The sequence below is a fragment of the Bacillus sp. ATD genome, assembly GCF_050585765.1.
GTDB lineage: Bacteria > Bacillota > Bacilli > Bacillales > Bacillaceae > Bacillus > Bacillus stercoris.
Genome location: NZ_JBOBQH010000010.1, coordinates 1 through 18,604 on the forward strand (window position 1 = coordinate 1; position 18,604 = coordinate 18,604).

Consider the following 18,604-nt stretch of genomic DNA (forward strand, 5'->3'; position numbering starts at 1 on the left):
CCCAGGGGACGGCTTTTTTCTATTGATTCAGTTTCCATTTAAATGGGTCTTCAAACAGCGACCAGTCGGAATCAAATTCATACTCAGTCAGCAGGCATTGATCAAGCTCTTTCGTGATCGCTTCTTCGTCCAGATCAGTTCCGATAAACACTAACTGCGTTAGGCGGTCGCCAAATTCAGGGTCCCACTCCGCCAACATTTCCGGCTCTTGCTGTTTGACTTGCTCCTGCTCAAGCTTTGGCAGCGCCGCCACCCAATATGATACAGGCTCAATCGTAACCGACGGACCTGCTTGCGACATCAGTAAAGCAAGGTTGTTATGAGATGCGCACCAGACGATTCCTTTGGCACGTACCACGTTCTTTGGCATTTGATCCAGCCAACGGTAAAATCGTGTAGAATGAAACGGCAAACGTCTCTTATACACAAATGAAGAGATACCGTATTCTTCTGTTTCCGGGGTATGTTCCGCATGACCTGCCGTCAGCTCTTGAATCCAGCCGGCCGATCCGCTCGCTTCCTCGAAGTTAAATAGCCCTGTATGTAAAATCTCCTGCGGTTTTACATTTCCTTTGACAGAACGTATGAATTTGGCCCTAGGCTGCAGTTTGCGTAGAACGTTTTCAAGCTGTTCGAGCTCTTGCTCGCTGACCAAATCACATTTATTTAAGATCAGTACATCGCAAAATTCAATTTGATCGATCAAGAGGTCGGCGATTTCTCTTTCATCCTCTTCCCCCAATGCCTCTTTGCGGTCCAGAAGGCTTTCGCCTGACTGATAATCATGCCAAAAACGGTTGGCATCCACCACTGTCACCATCGTATCCAGCTGACAGAATTTTGTCAGGTCGATTCCCATCTCTTCATCGATATAAGAGAAAGTCTGGGCCACCGGGATCGGTTCGCTGATTCCTGTCGATTCGATGACGATATAATCAAACCGTCCGTCCTTTGCCAGCTTCTCAACCTCTATTAATAAGTCTTCGCGAAGCGTGCAGCAAATGCAGCCGTTTGACATTTCCACAAGCTTTTCATCTGTTCTGGAAAGGCCCCCTTCCTGCTTAACCAAGCCCGCGTCAATGTTCACCTCGCTCATATCGTTTACAATGACCGCTATTTTTAAGCCTTCGCGATTCTGCAGAATGCTGTTCAACAACGTTGTTTTTCCCGCACCGAGATAGCCGCTCAGTACGGTAACCGGAATTTTTTTCATCATGATATCCTCTCTTTAAAATAGAACGATTACGATTTAAATTTTATGCTTCGCCGTATAAGCAATGGTGTAAGCAGCTTTTCGCGCTCCGAAAACATTTCTTGCTGCCGCCCGATTGCTAAATCAGTAAAGGCTCCAACCGCGTTTAATCCTTTTCCCCATCGCAAATCTCTTCCCCTTGCCGACAGCAAGATCCTTAATCAATGTCTTTCTGTTTTTCACGGATGCACAGCCAATGATAACCCATTTATCGCAAAACGTAATTGTTACGATTTGAATTGTATGGTCTTTTTTCCTTTTTGTCAACAGCTTTCAATTCAGTTGATCACCACTTTTGTATGTTCAGGGATATTTTCATATATCCATTTCGCATCCGGGATGGTCAGCCTGATACACCCGTGAGATGCTTTCGTTCCTAGTTTTGCTGCTTCAGCTTTGATGACTTTTTGATCCTTTGTCATTGGCACACTATGAAATAGAAATTCTCCATGGTTTTTCCATGATACCCAATATTCCGCGCCTTCCTGGTATCCTTCGGAGAAAAACCATTCTCCCCGTTCAGGCTCTATATGAAAGGTGCCCTTTGGCGTAGCATCATCTTTTGTTTGATCCAGTCCTGACGAGACAATCATTGTATATAAAGTTTTACTTCCTTCTTTGATGTAAGCCTTCTGTTCTTTCACGACCACATCAATCCAGACATGTTTCTGCTTGATATCCGGGTATTTACCGCCCGATGGTTTTGTCCAATCGATGCTAGTTTTTTCTGTCTTTTGGTCGGACGTTACGTGCTCTGCCGTTTTCTTTTTATCGGCACTTGCGTGTTCTTCCGCATGATCGGAGCAGGCTGACAGCAGGCATGCTGGCATAAAAACGGCAATAATGAATAATGAGAGTTTCATATTCTATCCACTTCCTTTGAAAAACACAGCTTCGCATAGGCATCGTGGAGATGGATTGATTCTTCATTCCGGCATTCAATCTCAAAGGCTGACACCCATTCAAGCTCAAACAAATCCGCAGCAATCAGCCGGGCGAGATCCTCAACAAACCTCGGATTCTCATAGGCCGTTTCCGTCACCGCTTTTTCATCAGGGCGCTTCAATACCGGATGCAGTCTCGCAGAGGCATTTGATTCTGCGGCGTGAAGCAAATCAGCTTTAACATCACTTGGCAGCGATGCAGCCGGGTGAATATCAGTCCAAATATTGACCGTTCCCCGCTGATTATGGGCACTGTATTCACTAATTTCCTTGGAACAAGGGCACAGAGTCGTTACTTTAGCTGAGATGCCGGCACGCTGTTTAAACGGCTGATCTTCACGATACATAACAGACATGAATATGTCAGCATGCATCAGACCCGTTTTCTCAAGCTTCGGACTTTCTCGTTCGAAAAACCATGGAAACCTCACTTCAACTGAAGCAGAGGATGCGTCCATGTTTTCTGCAAGCTCTTTCGTAAATTGCTGAAGGGAGGAAAATGAGAGAATCCAGCCGTTTTGATGATAGACTTGGAGCAGCTCTGTTAACCGGCTCATGTTAATCCCCTTTTGATTTCTCGGCAAATCACAAGTCATAATAAAGTTCGCGGCCGTTGTTTGCTCGGCAGGCGTCATTGCAGAAGTGATTGTGACTGGATGGGACACATCAGCGACACCTACATGCTGAATGTCAAAAAAATAATCCTTCCTGATATTTTGCAGGTCCTTCATTTTCTCTTTTTCCACTGGTTTCTCACCCTTGGCCGGACTGACCGACCCAAAGTATTGAAGACGCTCCGTTTTTTTCGGGAGCAGCATGTGTTGATTCATTCAGAAAACTCCTCTCGCTAACAAATCGTAATAATTACTATTTATTCTGATCGGTTCACTGATGAAAATCAAGAGAAAATAAAAAAGACACGCACAAACGCGTGTCCGTCAAAAACCTACACATCCGCCGGGCTGCTTTCCGCGCTCCAGCTTTTCCGCCAGTAATAGCCTGCGGCGAGCACAAGCGCAAACGCCAGCAGCGCGATACAGGAAAACGTGATAAAACCGATGGCATACGTGCCTGTCATCTGTTTGAGGGAACCTAGGATGTTCGGCAGGAAAAACCCTCCGATTCCTCCGGCCGCACCGACGATTCCCGTCACCATGCCAATTTCTTTGCGAAAACGCTGCGGCACGAGCTGGAATACCGCGCCGTTGCCCATTCCGAGCCCCATCATTCCGACAAACAATAGAACGATGACCATTGAGAGGGACGGCAGGCTGCTGACTCCGGCCATACACAGTGCCACGATGACAAACAATACAGAAAGAACTTTCGTGCCGCCGACGCGATCCGAAATTAAACCCCCGACAGGCCTGAAAAAGCTCCCCGCCGCCACACATAATGTAACGAAGTCCCCTGCGTGAATTTTTGACAGCTGGTATTGATCAACAAAGAAAATAGATAAAAAGCTTGAGAGCCCGACAAATCCGCCAAATGTGACGCTATACAGCAGGCAGAAAAACCATGTTTCCTTTTGCCCGAACACATGAAGATAGCTTTTGAGCGGCTGCGGAGCCGGCTGTGCAGGAGAATCTTTAGCCAAGGAGACAAAAAGAATAAAGACGATCAATAATGGAATAAGCGCAATTCCCATAACAATGTGCCAGCCGAACTCCTCTGCCAGACGAGGGCCAAACAGGGTTGCAAACAACGTGCCACTGTTTCCCGCGCCGGCAATCCCCATCGCAAGCCCCTGCAAATGAGGCGGATACCAGCGGCTTGCCATTGGCAGCGCAACGGCAAAGCTTGCTCCAGCTACGCCAAGCAGAATCCCGATGGCATACAGCTCAGTCAGTGAACGGCCGCCAAATGTCCCCCACAGCAGCGGAATCATTGTCACCAGCATCCCGATCACTGCCGTTTTTTTCGGTCCGATTCTGTCCGTTAAAATACCCAGAATGATACGAAACACAGATCCAGATAAAATCGGCACAGCCACGACAAGCCCTTTCTCAAAAGGAGACAGGCCAAAATCCTGAGAAATATAAACACCCAGCGCCCCAAGCATCACCCATATCATAAAACTGACATCAAAATATAAAAAGGAACAGAGCAAAGTGAGTGGATGACCGCTAGTTTTCAGTTCCGACAGCTTCATAAGATTCCCCTTTCTTGACCCTCATTATTTTACATTTTCTGAATCAAGGATATAGGACCATTATTTTCTGGAAAAGACATGTGTTAGTTTTTGTGACACGTTTAATGCGTTAACAATGCATTGTGACATAATTTTTAATAGGAGAAAACTTACGAGCCGCGTCAAAGGAGGTCTGATACATGAAGAAACAAAGATTGGTGTTAGCAGGAAACGGCATGGCCGGTATTCGCTGTATTGAAGAAATAGTAAAGCTGAATCGCCACATGTTTGAGATTGTTATTTTCGGAAGCGAACCGCATCCCAACTACAATCGCATTCTCTTATCCTCTGTATTGCAGGGTGAAGCGTCACTCGATGACATTACACTGAACAGCAAGGCTTGGTACGACAAGCACGGGATTACGCTTTACACAGGCGAAACGGTTATTCAAATTGATACAGATCAGCAGCGCATCATCACGGATCGCAAGCGCATCCTGTCGTATGACAAACTCATTGTTGCAACAGGCTCCTCCCCTTATATTCTCCCTATCCCCGGGGCAGACAAAGAAGGCGTCTATGGATTTCGGACAATAGAAGACTGCCAAGCGCTGATGGAGATGGCCGAGCACTATCAAAAGGCGGCGGTGATCGGAGCCGGCTTATTAGGACTGGAGGCTGCAATCGGTTTGCAGCGGCTCGGCATGGATGTCAGCGTCATTCACCACTCCGCCGGCATTATGCAAAAACAGCTCGATCAAACGGCAGCGCGGCTGCTGCAAACGGAGCTGGAACAAAAAGGCTTAACCTTTCTTTTGGAGAAAGACACCGTCTCCATTTCCGGCACCACGCGGGCAGACGGAATCCATTTTAAAGATGGCGCTTCACTAAAAGCAGACCTGATTGTGATGGCGGCTGGCGTTAGACCAAATATTGAATTGGCTGTATCCGCTGGAATCGAAGTGAACCGCGGGATCATCGTGAATGACTGCATGCAGACAAGCGAACCGAATGTCTACGCCGTTGGCGAATGCGCCGAGCATAACGGAACGGTGTACGGATTGGTGGCACCGCTTTATGAGCAGGGAAACGTTCTCGCCAAACATATTTGCGGCGTTCCATGTGAGGGATATCAAGGCTCAGCCTCAGCTGCGGCATTAAAAATAGCTGGAATTGATGTGTGGTCAGCAGGAAAAATCCAAGAGGATGAACACACGACGAGCATCAATATTTACGACGAACAAGCTGGCATTTACAAAAAAGCGCTTTTTGAGGATGACAAGCTGGCCGGCGTTATTTTATTCGGAGACACCCGTGATAAGCAGCGGCTTCTCGACAGCTTACTGAAACAACGAGACATCTCCATTGTCAAAAAGCAGATCATCGAACCGCAGAAAAGCGGCACTTTATTTGAATCCATGCCTTCCAGTGAAACGATTTGCCAATGCAACTCAGTGACAAAAGGCGCGATTGAAGGCGCGGTGCACACGAAAAACTTAACAACTCTTGAGGAAATTAAGCACTGTACCAAAGCATCAGGCTCCTGCGGAGGGTGCAAACCGCTCGTTGAAGAACTCTTGAGATATATGGCAAGCAGCGAATATACGGAGCCCGCAGGCACACCTTCATTTTGCGGCTGCACCGATTTTACGGAAGACGACATCATCGCTGAGCTTCAGCGCAGGCCATTCACTGATCCGGCAGAAGCAATGAACAAGCTTGGGTGGAAAACGAAAAACGGATGCAGTACTTGTGTTCCTGCGATTCAATACTACCTGGAAATGCTGTACCCAGGGTTTGTTCAGCCTGAGCCAGCCGCTGAAGACACATGCATTCTGATCCCGCAAATGTACGGCGGGCGGACAAACGCGGAGCAGTTAAGAAACATCGCCAACATCATTGAGGCATACAGCATCCCTGACGTATCCATCACTCACGGCCAAAGACTGAAGCTTTCGGGGATCAAATCTGCGGATCTCCCGAACATAAAAAAAGACCTGAAGATGCCCGTTTCCACCAATGAACACCGGCACACGCTGCAAAGCATCAAAGCATGTACATGCGGGCAAAATCGATTGATTCAGCAGCTGGCAGCCCAAATCGAAAGACACCTTGAGACGCTTTCCTTCCCCGCTCCCATTTCTATCAGCTTATCATGTGAAACAGACTGCACCGATGCCGCCCTGCAGGATGTCGGCGCGGTTCGGACACAAGCTGGCTGGGACATATACATCGGCGGCGTCCGGGGAACCCATGCCCGTTCCGGAGTCCTGTTTTGCGTGACAGACAACGCAGAAAAAACTGCCGGCATGATCAAAGGGCTAATCCAGTACTATCGTGAAACGGCTCATTACTTAGAAGCCGTTCATCAGTGGATGGACCGTCTCGGAATCGTTCATATCAGAGAAGTGCTATTTGAAGAAGACCTAAGGACACAGCTGCTGGAAAGCCTTCATACAGACCTGTCACTGATTCAAAACCCGACTGTAGAGGCTGGCACATATAAGAAAGGATGAGGCATTTTGACCGAACGACTGCTTAGATATTTCCGCGATAAACAGCAAGACATCCAATCAGAAAAAACGTATGACACCCAATGCCCGTTTTGCAGCATGCAGTGCAAAATGCAACTCGTGGAACAAACCATCGTCACACGGAAAAAGTACACAGCGATTGGGATTGACAATCCTACGACAAAGGGCCGTCTCTGCATGAAGGGCATGAATGCTCACCAGCATGCGTTGAACTCCTCTCGCATCACCCACCCGCTGCTAAAGAAAAACGGCGAGTTTATGCCTGTTTCTTGGGAAGAAGCACTGAATTACATCAAAGACCAAGTGACGATGCTCCAAACAGAACACGGCCATGACGCCATGGCTGTATACGGAAGCGCCTCGATAACAAATGAAGAGGCGTATTTGTTGGGGAAATTCGCACGGGTGGGCTTACAGACAAAATACATTGACTACAACGGGAGGCTTTGTATGTCCGCCGCCGCAACCGCAGCCAACCAAACATTCGGCGCGGACAGAGGCTTAACGAATCCCTTATCAGACATTCCCCACACCCGTGTGATCATTCTGGCCGGCACCAATATTGCGGAATGCCAGCCTACAATGATGCCGTATTTTGAAAAAGCGAAAGATAACGGAGCTTACATCATTGCCATTGATCCGCGTGAAACAGCGACAACAAAAATCGCTGATCTTCATCTGAAAATCAAACCCGGCACAGACGCTGCCCTTGCCAACGGTCTCGTCAAAATCATCATTGACGAGCAGCTCATAAACGAGGATTTCATTCAATCACGAACAAATGGATTCAAGGAGCTGAAGCAGCATACTGACTCGTTGAACTTGAATAACATCGCTGAACAGACGAGTGTTCCGCTGGCGCATATAAGAAAAGCTGCTGTAAAGTTTGCAAAGGAAACGTCCGGCATGCTGTTTACAGCACGCGGGGTTGAACAGCAAACCGATGGAACAGCGGCTGTGAAAGGCTTCTTAAACATGGTGCTGATCACAGGAAAAATCGGCAAGCCTTACTCAGGTTACGGAGCGATCACCGGACAAGGCAACGGGCAAGGTGCAAGAGAGCATGGCCAAAAAGCCGATCAGCTTCCGGGCTACCGATCTATCGAAAACGAGCAGCACCGGGCACATATTGCGAAAGTGTGGGGAATTCATCAGGATGATCTGCCGCGAAAAGGTGTCTCAGCCTATGAAATGATGGAAAAAATCCATGACGGCGACATTAAAGGGCTGTTCCTCATGTGCTCAAATCCTGCTGTCTCCAGCCCAAATGCGAATCTCGTGAAAAAAGCCTTAAGAAAACTAACATTCTTTGTCGCAATCGATTTGTTTATTTCAGAGACTGCGGAATACGCAGATGTGATTTTGCCAGCCTCCTCTTATTTAGAAGATGAGGGCACCATGACAAATGTAGAAGGCCGCGTGACACTAAGAGAAGCAAGCCGGCCTTGTCCCGGCGAAGCAAAGCATGATTGGCAGATCATTTGTGATCTCGCATCCGTTCTCGGCAAAGGCCGCTACTTTTCTTATACGTCAGCGGAGGATATTTTTAATGAATTAAGAGAAGCGAGCCGAGGAGGGATCGCCGATTATTCAGGCATCACATATGAGAGGTTAAGATGTGAAGGCGGCATTCACTGGCCATGTCCGGAACCTGATCATCCCGGAACCGGGCGCTTGTTTACAGAATCATTTGCTCATCCGGATCAAAAAGCGGCATTAAGTGTAATTCCAAATGAACCGCCTGTTCCAAAAGAGAAGCCGACAGCCGATTATCCGCTTTATTTAACGACAGGCCGCGTCATGTCTCACTACTTAACAGGCGTTCAAACAAGAAAAAGCGCCGCCCTGGCCGCGAGACATTTTGAATCGTTTATGGAAATCCATCCGCAAACAGCAGCGACCTACAATATCGAGGACCGTGTACTGGTAAAAATAGAATCTCCGCGGGGAAGCATCACCGTCCGCAGCAAATTATCAGAACAAATCAGAAAGGATACCGTTTTTGTTCCCATCCATTGGGCAGACGCTCAAAATGTGAATGATTTAATCGGGGAGGCCTTAGATCCAGCCTGTAAAATGCCCGGTTTTAAGGTATGCGCCGTCCGAATCAGACCTATTTAAATTTTTCATAAAATTTTTAGAACTTTTCGTATATTTTGTTACATTTTATAACATGTATCTTAAATATTCCTTTTTGCTGTGCTACGCTGGAAAAAACATTGATAAGGAGCGGATCATCTGATGGGAAAAAAACAGCTAGTTCTTGTTGGTAATGGAATGGCCGGGGTAAGGGCCATTGAAGAGATACTGAGTGTTGCTAAAGACGAGTTTCAGATCACAATTTTTGGTGCCGAACCGCATCCCAACTATAATCGAATCCTTTTGTCAAAAGTGCTTCAAGGCGATACAGATATTAAAGATATTACGTTAAACGATTGGGACTGGTACGAAGAAAACAACATTCAATTGTATACAAACGAAACGGTCATCAAAGTAGATACGGAAAACAAAACAGTCATCACAGACGCAGACAGAATCCAGCCTTACGACGAATTGATTCTGGCGACAGGCTCTGTCCCTTTTATCCTTCCGATTCCGGGCGCAGACAAAAAAGGCGTCACAGCTTTCCGGGATATAAAAGATACAGACACAATGCTCGCCGCGTCAAAACAATATAAAAAAGCAGCCGTCATCGGCGGAGGACTTCTTGGTTTGGAAGCCGCTCGCGGACTGCTGAATCTCGGCATGGAAGTATCCGTCATCCACCTCGCCCCATTCCTGATGGAGCGCCAGCTTGATGCAACGGCAGGACGCCTGCTGCAAAACGAGTTAGAAAAACAAGGGATGACCTTTTTACTTGAAAAGCAAACCGAAGAAATTGTTGGTGACGATCGTGTCGAAGGCCTCCGCTTCAAGGATGGCACAAGCATTGAAGCTGATTTGGTCGTCATGGCTGTCGGCATCCGCCCAAATACAACGCTCGGGGCCGAGAGCGGCATTCCGGTTAACCGCGGCATCATCGTCAACGATTATATGCAGACGGAAATCCCGCACATTTATGCGGTCGGCGAATGTGCTGAGCACCGCGGAATCGCCTACGGGCTTGTGGCGCCACTTTATGAACAGGCAAAAGTGCTGGCGAAGCATATTTGCGGCATCGACACAAAACCGTATGAAGGTTCCGTTCTCTCCACACAGTTAAAGGTATCAGGCGTCGAAGTCTTCTCTGCCGGTGACTTTAACGAATCAGAGGAGAAAAAAGCGATTAAAGTCTTTGATGAGCAGGACGGCATCTATAAAAAAATCGTCCTGAGAGGCAACCAAATTGTCGGTGCTGTTTTATTCGGCGACAGCAGCGAGGGCAACCGCCTGTTTTCTATGATTCAAAAAGAAGCCGATATCTCTGAAACCTCAAAAATATCAATCTTACAGCCTCTCGACCAAGAAGCAGGCACAAGCATTACCGCAGCGATGAGCGATGATGAAATCATCTGCGGCTGCAATGGCGTGTCAAAAGGTGCGATTATTCAAGCCATCCAGGAAAAGGGCTGCTCGTCAACGGACGAGATCAAAGCATGCACCGGTGCATCCCGTTCATGCGGAGGCTGTAAGCCGCTCGTAGAAGAAATCCTCCAGCATACGCTCGGATCAGACTTTGATGCGTCAGCGCAAAAAGAAGCCATTTGCAGCTGCACCACATTGTCGAGAGATGAGGTCGTAGAAGAAATCAAAGCCAAAGGGCTGTCACATACAAGAGAAGTCATGAATGTGCTCGGCTGGAAAACGCCAGAAGGCTGTTCCAAATGCCGTCCGGCTCTGAACTACTACTTAGGCATGATCAATCCAACCAAATACGAGGATGAACGGACATCCCGCTTTGTTAATGAACGAATGCACGCCAATATTCAAAAAGACGGAACATACTCAGTCGTTCCTCGGATGTACGGCGGCGTGACCAACTCTACAGATTTGCGCAAAATCGCTGATGTCGTCGACAAATATGAGATCCCGCTCGTGAAAATGACAGGCGGCCAGCGAATTGATCTTATCGGTGTGAAAAAAGAAGACCTTCCGAAGGTATGGGAAGATCTTGATATGCCATCAGGCTACGCGTACGGAAAGACACTCCGGACAGTCAAAACATGCGTAGGCGAGCAATTCTGCCGCTTCGGCACACAAGACTCCATGGCACTAGGCATTGCGCTTGAGAAAAAATTCGAAGGGCTGAACACGCCTCATAAAGTCAAAATGGCCGTGTCTGCCTGCCCGCGAAACTGTGCGGAATCCGGCATTAAGGACCTTGGCGTAGTCGGCATCGACGGAGGCTGGGAGCTTTATGTCGGCGGAAACGGCGGAACCCATTTGCGCGCCGGTGATCTACTGATGAAGGTAAAAACAAATGAAGAAGTGTTAGAATACGCAGGCGCCTACCTGCAATATTACCGGGAAACTGCAAACTATCTGGAGCGTACATCCGCATGGCTTGAGCGCGTCGGTTTATCCCATGTCCAGTCCGTGTTAAACGATCCGGCAAAGCGGCAGGAGCTGAACGATAGAATGAATGAAACACTCTCTGTCCACAAGGATCCGTGGAAAGACTTTTTAGAGGATAAACAAACTTCTAAAGAATTATTTGAAAATGTCGTCACCACATCATAATGACAAAAACAAACATTAAGGAGGAATGGACATGGTAAACAAAGACGTAACAAAAGTATGTATCGGAAAAATTGGAGAATTGCCTGAACAATTAGGCAAAACAGTGTATATTGAAGATAAGGAGCTTGCAGTCTTCAAGCTTTCAAACGGAAGCATCCGCGCCATCGAAAACCGCTGTCCGCATAAGGGCGGCGTTCTGGCAGAAGGCATCGTCAGCGGCGAATTTGTTTTTTGCCCGATGCACGACTGGAAAATCTCCTTAGAAGACGGAATCGTTCAAGAACCTGACCACGGATGCGTCAAAACATACGAAACACTGATCGAAGGAGAGCATGTTTATCTCGTATATTGATCAAAAGACCGGATCACTTTTCTAGTGGTCCTTCATTTTTTACAGTGACGGAAGGATGACATGATCATGAAGAACGGAATCGTATATTTCGTGGGGGCCGGACCCGGTGACCCAGGCCTGCTCACCATTAAAGGAAAACAGGCGCTCGAGGAAGCAGATGTGATTTTATATGACCGGCTCGCCAACCCGAGGCTGCTCGAATTTGCATCACCGGACTGCCAGTTTATTTATTGCGGAAAACTGCCAGACCGCCATTTTATGAAACAAAAAGAAATTAACGCCCTGCTGGTTGAAAAAGCATTGAATGGGTCAACCGTCGTTCGCTTGAAGGGCGGAGATCCGAGCGTATTCGGCAGAGTCGGCGAGGAAGCGGATGCTCTTCATGAGCACGGCATTCGTTATGAAATGGTGCCGGGAATCACCTCTGGAATTGCAGCGCCGCTATATGCGGGCATCCCCGTCACGCATCGGGATTTCGCATCGTCTTTTGCCATGATTACAGCGCATGATAAATCATTAAAAGGCACGCCGAACCTTGACTGGGAAGGGCTTGCCCGAAGCGTTCAAACCCTTGTTTTTTACATGGGTGTCAAGAACTTGTCTTATATTTGCCAGCAGCTCATTTCATACGGAAAATCGCCTTCTGTCCCTGTCATTGTCATCCAATGGGGAACGTGGGGCCGCCAGCGAAGTGTGAAAGGAACGCTTGAGAACATTCAGCAAAAAGTGCAGGAACACCAGATTACAAACCCTGCGATTATCGTCATCGGAGATATCGTTAACTTTCAAACACACAGCTGGTTTGAAAGCAAACCACTTATCGGCCGGCATATGATGATAGTCACTCATGGCGAGGATGAAGACCCGCTTGCAGACAGGCTGCGTGATTCCGGCGCCGATGTCATCGAATGGCCCAAGTGGCGGACTGAAAATATGCCCGTCAATGAAGACATTCTTCGAAAGATCGGCAGCTTTGAAGACATACTTTTCACATCGCGCCGTGCGGTTTGTGAATTTTTCAAAGCACTGGCTTCTAAGAAAATCGACATCCGCCAGCTGACAGCCCGACTGAGTGCAGCAACTGAGCAAGCAAAGGCGGAGCTTGAAAAACGGGGTTTTCTTGTCACCGCCATTCAGCCTGATTCAGAAAAACGCCTTGTTGTCGGGAGCCGCCCTGCAGTGGAAAATGTCCAGACGCATGAGTCCAGTTCGTTTTATATCACTCATGAAAACGTCATAGACGACCGGTTCACCCACATGATTCAGCGTACCATCAGTGAATCCCCGTTGCACATGGTCATTTGCCCGAACAAGCTGTCCGTTCAGCAATTGATCAGTAATGGACAACAAATTGGCATTTCACCAGAACCGTCAGCAAGCCGCCCCCCTATCGTCTGCATAGGCGATGACTCGGCTGCCGGCGCTTATGGATTCGCAGCCGTCCAAGCACAGGATGAATTGTTTGCTTTCATCCACAATCAACAAACGGAAAAAAAACTCCTTCACAGCTGATGGCAAGCAGCCCTTTTCCTCAAGGGCTGTTTATTTATGCACCAATTTTTTATGATGGGTTGAATACATCGCCATATTCTCAGCCTTAGGGTCCAAATAAGCCTTAGCGCTGTTGACCGCTGTCGGGCCTTCGGTAAAGCCGCCGGCAATCAATCTCAGCTTGCTTTCATAAAAAGCCGCGTCCCCTGCCACAAAAACGCCCGGAAGATTCGTCCGCATATGTCTATCCGCTTTCACCCTGCCTTCCTCAATCTCCAGCCCCCACTCCTTCATCGGCCCGAGATCAATTTTGAAGCCATGATTAATGATCAGTTCATCAACCTCTATCTCTTCCCTCTGGCCTGATTCAGTATGACAAATCGTCACGCTTTTGATGCGCTCCTCATTGCCGCTCAGCTGCTCCAGACGATAAGGCGTCAGCACTCGCACTGATGATTGCTTCATTTTCGTCACACTGCTTTCCATTCCGCCGAATGCCTCGCGGCGATGAACGACAGTCACAGACGCCGCAATCGGTTCCAGCTCATTGGCCCAATCGACGGCAGTATCTCCGCCGCCTGATATCACCACGCGCTTCCCTTTAAACGCATCAAGCTTCTCCACTCCATAATGAAGATTTTTGCCCGCGTACCGAGTTGCATCCTCGCTGTCAAACTCATTGACCTCAAGCGTGCCCATGCCGCAAGCCAAAATCACAGTTCTTGTATAGTGCTTTTCCCCTTCAGAACCTGTCAATACAATGGTGCCGTCATTCAGACGTTCTAACCCGGTCACACGCTGATTCAGCACGATATCAGGATCAAACGTCGCCGCCTGCTCCTTCAGCTGCTCGATCAGCTGCTTTCCCGCAATCCCCGGTATGCCGCCGATATCGCGAATGATTTTCTCAGGAAAAAATAAAGACACTTTCCCTCCGAGCTTCGGCAAAAATTCGATTACCTTTGTTTTCAGCTCCCGCATCCCGCAGTAAAAAGCAGTAAACAGCCCAATCGGCCCCCCGCCTATAATCGTAACGTCATATACCTCTTGATTCTCAGCCATCCGTCCTGCCTCCCGTTCACATCTATATCAACAACTTTAATTGAGAATGAATATCAATACAAAGTATATCATATTTCAAGGTCCTTTGTTTATTCATTTCTTCTCCTTGTGGTCAATTGCTGAAAACTCTATAATAGGCAAAAAACAATTGGGTGAAACAAATGAAAAGACGAGTCGAAACAATCACTATCGAAGGCCGTACACTAGAATATTCTGTGACAGGCAAGGGCACCCCAATCCTTGTCATGCATGGCGGCCATTCAAATTGTTACGAGGAATTCGGGTACACAGCACTGATTGAGCAGGGGTATTCCATCATTACGCCTTCAAGGCCCGGCTACGGACGAACGTCAAAAGAGATTGGAAAAATCCTTGCTGATGCCTGCCGTTTTTATGTGAATATATTAGATCATTTACAACTCGAACGCGTCCATGTGATCGCCATCTCAGCAGGAGGGCCGAGCGGCATATACTTTGCCTCACATTATCCGGAAAGAGTAAACACTTTGATCCTGCAATCCGCGGTCACAAAGGAATGGCTTACCCCCAAAGACGCGGAATATAAAGTCGGAAGAATCCTCTTCCGTCCGCCGCTGGAAAAGTGGATATGGAAGCTGATTTCTTCTTTGAATAACGCCTTTCCACGTTGGATATTTCGTGCTATGAGCCCGCAATTCAGCACGCTTCCGTTTCAGCGAATCAAGTCCTTGATGGATGAAAGCGACATAGAAGCTTTTCGAAAAATGAACAGCCGCCAGCGCTCGGGTGAAGGATTTCTTCTTGACTTGTCACAAACAACCGCTGTCTCTTCGAAAGAACTGCAGGCTATCTCATGTCCTGTGCTGATTATGCAAAGTGTTTATGATGGATTGGTTGACTTGTCACATGCACATCATGCAAAAGAGCACATTCGTGACGCCGCCCTCTGTTTGCTTCACTCATGGGGGCACCTGATTTGGCTCGGAAAAGAAGCTGCTGAAACAGACAGTATCCTACTCGGCTTTTTAGAATCCTCACCAAAGTGAAACGATCCTTTCCCCTCCTCCGTCAAACAAGCAGTGCCTTTTTTTCTGGTATCATAAGAGAGGCAGCTTACCATGAGCGGAGGTTTTATTGTGACAGCACAATCATCTTTTCTTCAGCTGAATTCTATTTTTATCAGCATTTTAATAGAAGCCATTCCGTTTATTCTGATTGGCGTCATACTTTCCGGAATCATTCAAATGTTTGTTTCTGAAGAAATGATTGCAAGAATCATGCCGAAAAACCGTTTTCTCGCCGTTTTATTCGGTGCGCTGGCCGGCGTTTTATTTCCCGCCTGCGAATGCGGCATCATCCCGATTACGAGGCGGCTTCTGTTAAAGGGAGTTCCTCTGCATGCGGGCGTAGCTTTCATGCTGACCGCGCCTATCATTAATCCTATCGTTTTATTTTCTACTTATATTGCGTTCGGAAATAGATGGAGCGTGGTCTTTTACAGAGGCGGACTGGCTCTCGCCGTTTCGCTGATCATCGGGGTCATCTTATCCTATCAATTTAAGGATAACCAGCTTTTAAAGCCTGACGAACCCGGGCACCATCATCATCACGGCACCTTGCTCCAAAAGCTGGGCGGGACCTTGCGTCATGCCATTGATGAATTTTTCTCCGTGGGGAAATATTTAATCATCGGCGCCTTTATCGCAGCAGCCATGCAGACGTATGTCAAAACATCCACTTTGCTTGCGATCGGGCAAAGTGATGTATCCTCTTCCCTCGTGATGATGGGTCTGGCATTTGTCTTGTCGCTTTGTTCAGAAGTTGATGCATTCATCGCGTCTTCCTTCAGCAGCACATTTTCATTAGGATCGTTAATCGCCTTTCTCGTCTTTGGGGCAATGGTGGATATTAAGAATCTATTGATGATGCTTGCGGCCTTCAAAAAACGATTTGTTTTCCTGCTGATTACATACATTGTCGTGATTGTTTTAGCGGGATCACTACTGGTAAAGGGGTGATTGGGTGTTTCGTCTATTGGTGCTGATGGGATTTACGTTTTTCTTTTATCATCTGCATGCCTCAGGAAATCTAACAAAATATATCAATATGAAATATGCCTATCTTTCCTTTATTGCGATCTTCCTGCTGGCCATTCTGACCGCCGTCCAAGCATATCTATTTATCAAGTCGCCTGAAAAAGGCGGGCATCACCATGACCATGATTGCGGGTGCGGCCATGATCACGAGCATGACCATGAACAAAACAAGCCATTTTATCAGCGTTATTTGATTTATGTTGTTTTTCTTTTTCCATTGGTGTCAGGCATTTTCTTCCCGATTGCAACGCTTGACTCATCGATTGTCAAAACAAAAGGGTTCTCGTTTAAGGCAATGGAGAGCGGAGATCATTACTCTCAAACACAGTATTTGCGGCCTGATGCCAGCCTTTATTACGCACAAGACAGCTATGACAAACAGATGAAACAGCTGTTTAATAAGTATTCCGGCAAAAAAGAGATTTCTCTGACCGATGATGATTTCCTAAAAGGAATGGAAACCATCTATAACTATCCGGGTGAATTTCTCGGACGGACGATTGAATTTCATGGATTTGCGTACAAAGGAAACGCCATTAACAAAAATCAGCTGTTCGTGTTGAGGTTTGGCATCATTCACTGTATCGCTGATTCCGGCGTGTACGGGATGCTTGTCGAGTTTCCGAAGGACATGATCATCAAGGATGATGAATGGATTCAGATTAAAGGCACTTTGGCCTCAGAATATTACCAGCCATTCAAGTCAACTCTTCCTGTTGTGAAAGTAACCGACTGGAACACCATTAAAAAGCCTGATGATCCGTACGTTTACAGAGGATTTTAAATGAAGACGAAACCAGTACAAGTACTGGTTTCTTTTTTATTTCTTTTTCATCAGCATCAAATCAAGATAGAGCTGGCATCGCGTTCTGAAATCGCTTAAATCGATTGATGTCATCTCAGTAATCTGTTTGATGCGGTAATTCAATGTATTTTGGTGAATAAACAGCTGTTCAGCCGCTGGTTTTGTTTTGCAGTTGTTGAGGAGATAGATTTCCAAGGTTTTGAGCAGCTCAGTGCTGCTTTCTTCGTCTTTCGCTTTTAATAAAGCCAAATCCTTATTCTCGTATTCTAAAAGTTCGTTTTTCTGTTCAATGCTTTCTAAATAGCGATAAATGCCGAGTTTGGCATATTCATATGGAATGTTTTCCTGATTGCCGGTGATTTCTGCGGCTTTGATGACTTCGAGTGCTTCTGTGTAGCTCTTGCCAAGCTTGAGAAGGTGATTATATTCGTTTCCGATACCGATATAAATAGGGGTAGGTATTTTTTGAAAGTGAAAATGTGTTAACAGCTTGTTAATAAATTCAGAAGCTGCTGAGGAGACGGAGCTTTTTTGGGAAAAACTCGCTACGACGATGACAATATTTGATTCGATCGTTAAGACATGACTGACTTTATCCCGTAAATTCAGGTACGACCTGATATTTTCCTTTAAATCCTCAACCGCTTCCCCATCCCCATTCGCGGCGTGCAGGATAACAACTGAAAACATGGAAGGCAGCACGGTGTTGATCTTTTCAGCTTCTCGTCTGAGGTCCTTCTCAGAGGTGAATTGCTGATAGATCGCCCGTTTGATGAGATCCTCTGCTTTTTCTTCCTTTTCCTGTTTCAATTTGTTCGTTTTATAAATGATTTTCCCGACATGAAAAGAGGTCTCATACAAAAAGTCGAGCTCTTCTTCCGTCAGATTTTGGTCCAGCTCCTGAACCCAGATGTAGCCCATGACTTCCCCTTTGTGCTTTGCACTCACGACCACCCTCTGGTTTAACCCAATGCTTTCAATTTTATTGACGCGAAAAGGCTCAGGTTCTGTTTTCAGTTTTTCAATGATTCCGTCCTTCAAAAACCTCTCAAAAATCTGAACCGGACATTTTTTTGAAAAAATAGTCTGCTGGTTGGCAGAATCAAAATGGTTAATATAGTAAGAATTATAGGCTAACAAAAAGAAATCCGCGCTTTCCAGGATGACTGGTTTTTGCAGTTCATAACTGATAAAATCAATCAGCTTATCAACATCTGAAAATGAAAAAACTCTCTCTAAAAGCTCTTCCATACCTTTTTCTCCTATACTTTTTTTACTTTAATCATATCCATACGGGGG

The 18,604-nt window shown here is 46.8% G+C and carries 15 protein-coding genes; 8 read left to right on the plus strand and 7 right to left on the minus strand.

What is annotated here, in order from left to right:
• Nucleotides 1-19 precede the first annotated feature (19 nt).
• The 5 genes from zinU to ACQXR1_RS18735 all read right to left on the minus strand — a co-directional run bounded on the left by zinU (nucleotide 20) and on the right by ACQXR1_RS18735 (nucleotide 4,348).
• The gene (gene zinU / locus ACQXR1_RS18715; RefSeq protein ID WP_040084212.1) at nucleotides 20-1,213 is read right to left on the minus strand and encodes a zinc metallochaperone ZinU; all 1,194 of its coding nucleotides are present in this window, start codon (nucleotides 1,211-1,213) and stop codon (nucleotides 20-22) included.
• A gap of 29 nt (nucleotides 1,214-1,242) precedes the next feature.
• A complete protein-coding gene (locus ACQXR1_RS18720) occupies nucleotides 1,243-1,380 on the minus strand; it encodes a hypothetical protein (RefSeq protein ID WP_014662725.1) in 138 nt (45 codons plus the stop codon).
• 150 nt (nucleotides 1,381-1,530) lie between these two features.
• Entirely contained in the window at nucleotides 1,531-2,115 is a 585-nt protein-coding gene (locus ACQXR1_RS18725; RefSeq protein WP_430772655.1) for a L,D-transpeptidase, read from the minus strand.
• Nucleotides 2,112-3,026: a GTP cyclohydrolase FolE2 gene (gene folE2, locus ACQXR1_RS18730; RefSeq protein ID WP_430772656.1), complete on the minus strand. Its 915-nt coding sequence runs from the start codon at nucleotides 3,024-3,026 to the stop codon at nucleotides 2,112-2,114. The genes ACQXR1_RS18725 and folE2 overlap by 4 nt, the downstream gene beginning before the upstream one ends.
• A 116-nt stretch (nucleotides 3,027-3,142) precedes the next feature.
• Nucleotides 3,143-4,348, minus strand: a complete 1,206-nt coding sequence (locus ACQXR1_RS18735) for an MFS transporter (protein ID WP_430772657.1) — start codon at nucleotides 4,346-4,348, stop codon at nucleotides 3,143-3,145.
• Nucleotides 4,349-4,527: 179 nt separating this feature from the next.
• Between ACQXR1_RS18735 and nirB the strand changes: the two genes are divergently transcribed.
• The 5 genes from nirB to cobA all read left to right on the plus strand — a co-directional run bounded on the left by nirB (nucleotide 4,528) and on the right by cobA (nucleotide 13,384).
• Complete coding sequence (nirB, locus tag ACQXR1_RS18740) at nucleotides 4,528-6,843, plus strand: nitrite reductase large subunit NirB (protein WP_430772658.1); 2,316 nt, start codon at nucleotides 4,528-4,530, stop codon at nucleotides 6,841-6,843.
• Nucleotides 6,844-6,849: 6 nt separating this feature from the next.
• Nucleotides 6,850-8,982, plus strand: coding sequence for an assimilatory nitrate reductase catalytic subunit NasC (gene nasC, locus ACQXR1_RS18745; protein WP_306289192.1), 2,133 nt, complete (start codon nucleotides 6,850-6,852; stop codon nucleotides 8,980-8,982).
• A 120-nt stretch (nucleotides 8,983-9,102) separates the two neighbouring features.
• On the plus strand, nucleotides 9,103-11,520 hold the full coding sequence (nasD, locus tag ACQXR1_RS18750; protein ID WP_069148920.1) for an NADPH-nitrite reductase: 2,418 nt from the start codon (nucleotides 9,103-9,105) through the stop codon (nucleotides 11,518-11,520).
• Nucleotides 11,521-11,551: 31 nt separating this feature from the next.
• Nucleotides 11,552-11,872: a nitrite reductase small subunit NirD gene (nirD, locus tag ACQXR1_RS18755; RefSeq protein WP_168781916.1), complete on the plus strand. Its 321-nt coding sequence runs from the start codon at nucleotides 11,552-11,554 to the stop codon at nucleotides 11,870-11,872.
• Between the two features lie 60 nt (nucleotides 11,873-11,932).
• The gene (gene cobA, locus ACQXR1_RS18760) at nucleotides 11,933-13,384 is read left to right on the plus strand and encodes a uroporphyrinogen-III C-methyltransferase (RefSeq protein ID WP_080488091.1); all 1,452 of its coding nucleotides are present in this window, start codon (nucleotides 11,933-11,935) and stop codon (nucleotides 13,382-13,384) included.
• Between the two features lie 30 nt (nucleotides 13,385-13,414).
• Here cobA and ffoR read toward each other — a convergent pair whose 3' ends face one another.
• Entirely contained in the window at nucleotides 13,415-14,425 is a 1,011-nt protein-coding gene (ffoR, locus tag ACQXR1_RS18765; protein ID WP_430772659.1) for a ferredoxin--NADP(+) reductase, read from the minus strand.
• Nucleotides 14,426-14,586: 161 nt separating this feature from the next.
• Here ffoR and ACQXR1_RS18770 point away from each other — a divergent pair, with 161 nt between their 5' ends.
• The 3 genes from ACQXR1_RS18770 (at nucleotide 14,587) to ACQXR1_RS18780 (ending at nucleotide 17,284) form a co-directional block, all read left to right on the plus strand.
• On the plus strand, nucleotides 14,587-15,450 hold the full coding sequence (locus ACQXR1_RS18770) for an alpha/beta fold hydrolase (protein WP_430772660.1): 864 nt from the start codon (nucleotides 14,587-14,589) through the stop codon (nucleotides 15,448-15,450).
• A gap of 90 nt (nucleotides 15,451-15,540) precedes the next feature.
• Nucleotides 15,541-16,422 carry a permease gene (locus ACQXR1_RS18775; RefSeq protein WP_430772661.1) on the plus strand — a complete coding sequence of 294 codons (882 nt, stop codon included), beginning with the start codon at nucleotides 15,541-15,543 and terminating at the stop codon, nucleotides 16,420-16,422.
• Between the two features lie 4 nt (nucleotides 16,423-16,426).
• Nucleotides 16,427-17,284: a TIGR03943 family putative permease subunit gene (locus ACQXR1_RS18780; RefSeq protein WP_430772662.1), complete on the plus strand. Its 858-nt coding sequence runs from the start codon at nucleotides 16,427-16,429 to the stop codon at nucleotides 17,282-17,284.
• A 36-nt stretch (nucleotides 17,285-17,320) separates the two neighbouring features.
• Here ACQXR1_RS18780 and putR read toward each other — a convergent pair whose 3' ends face one another.
• A complete protein-coding gene (gene putR / locus ACQXR1_RS18785; RefSeq protein ID WP_014662710.1) occupies nucleotides 17,321-18,556 on the minus strand; it encodes a proline utilization transcriptional regulator PutR in 1,236 nt (411 codons plus the stop codon).
• Nucleotides 18,557-18,604 lie beyond the last annotated feature (48 nt).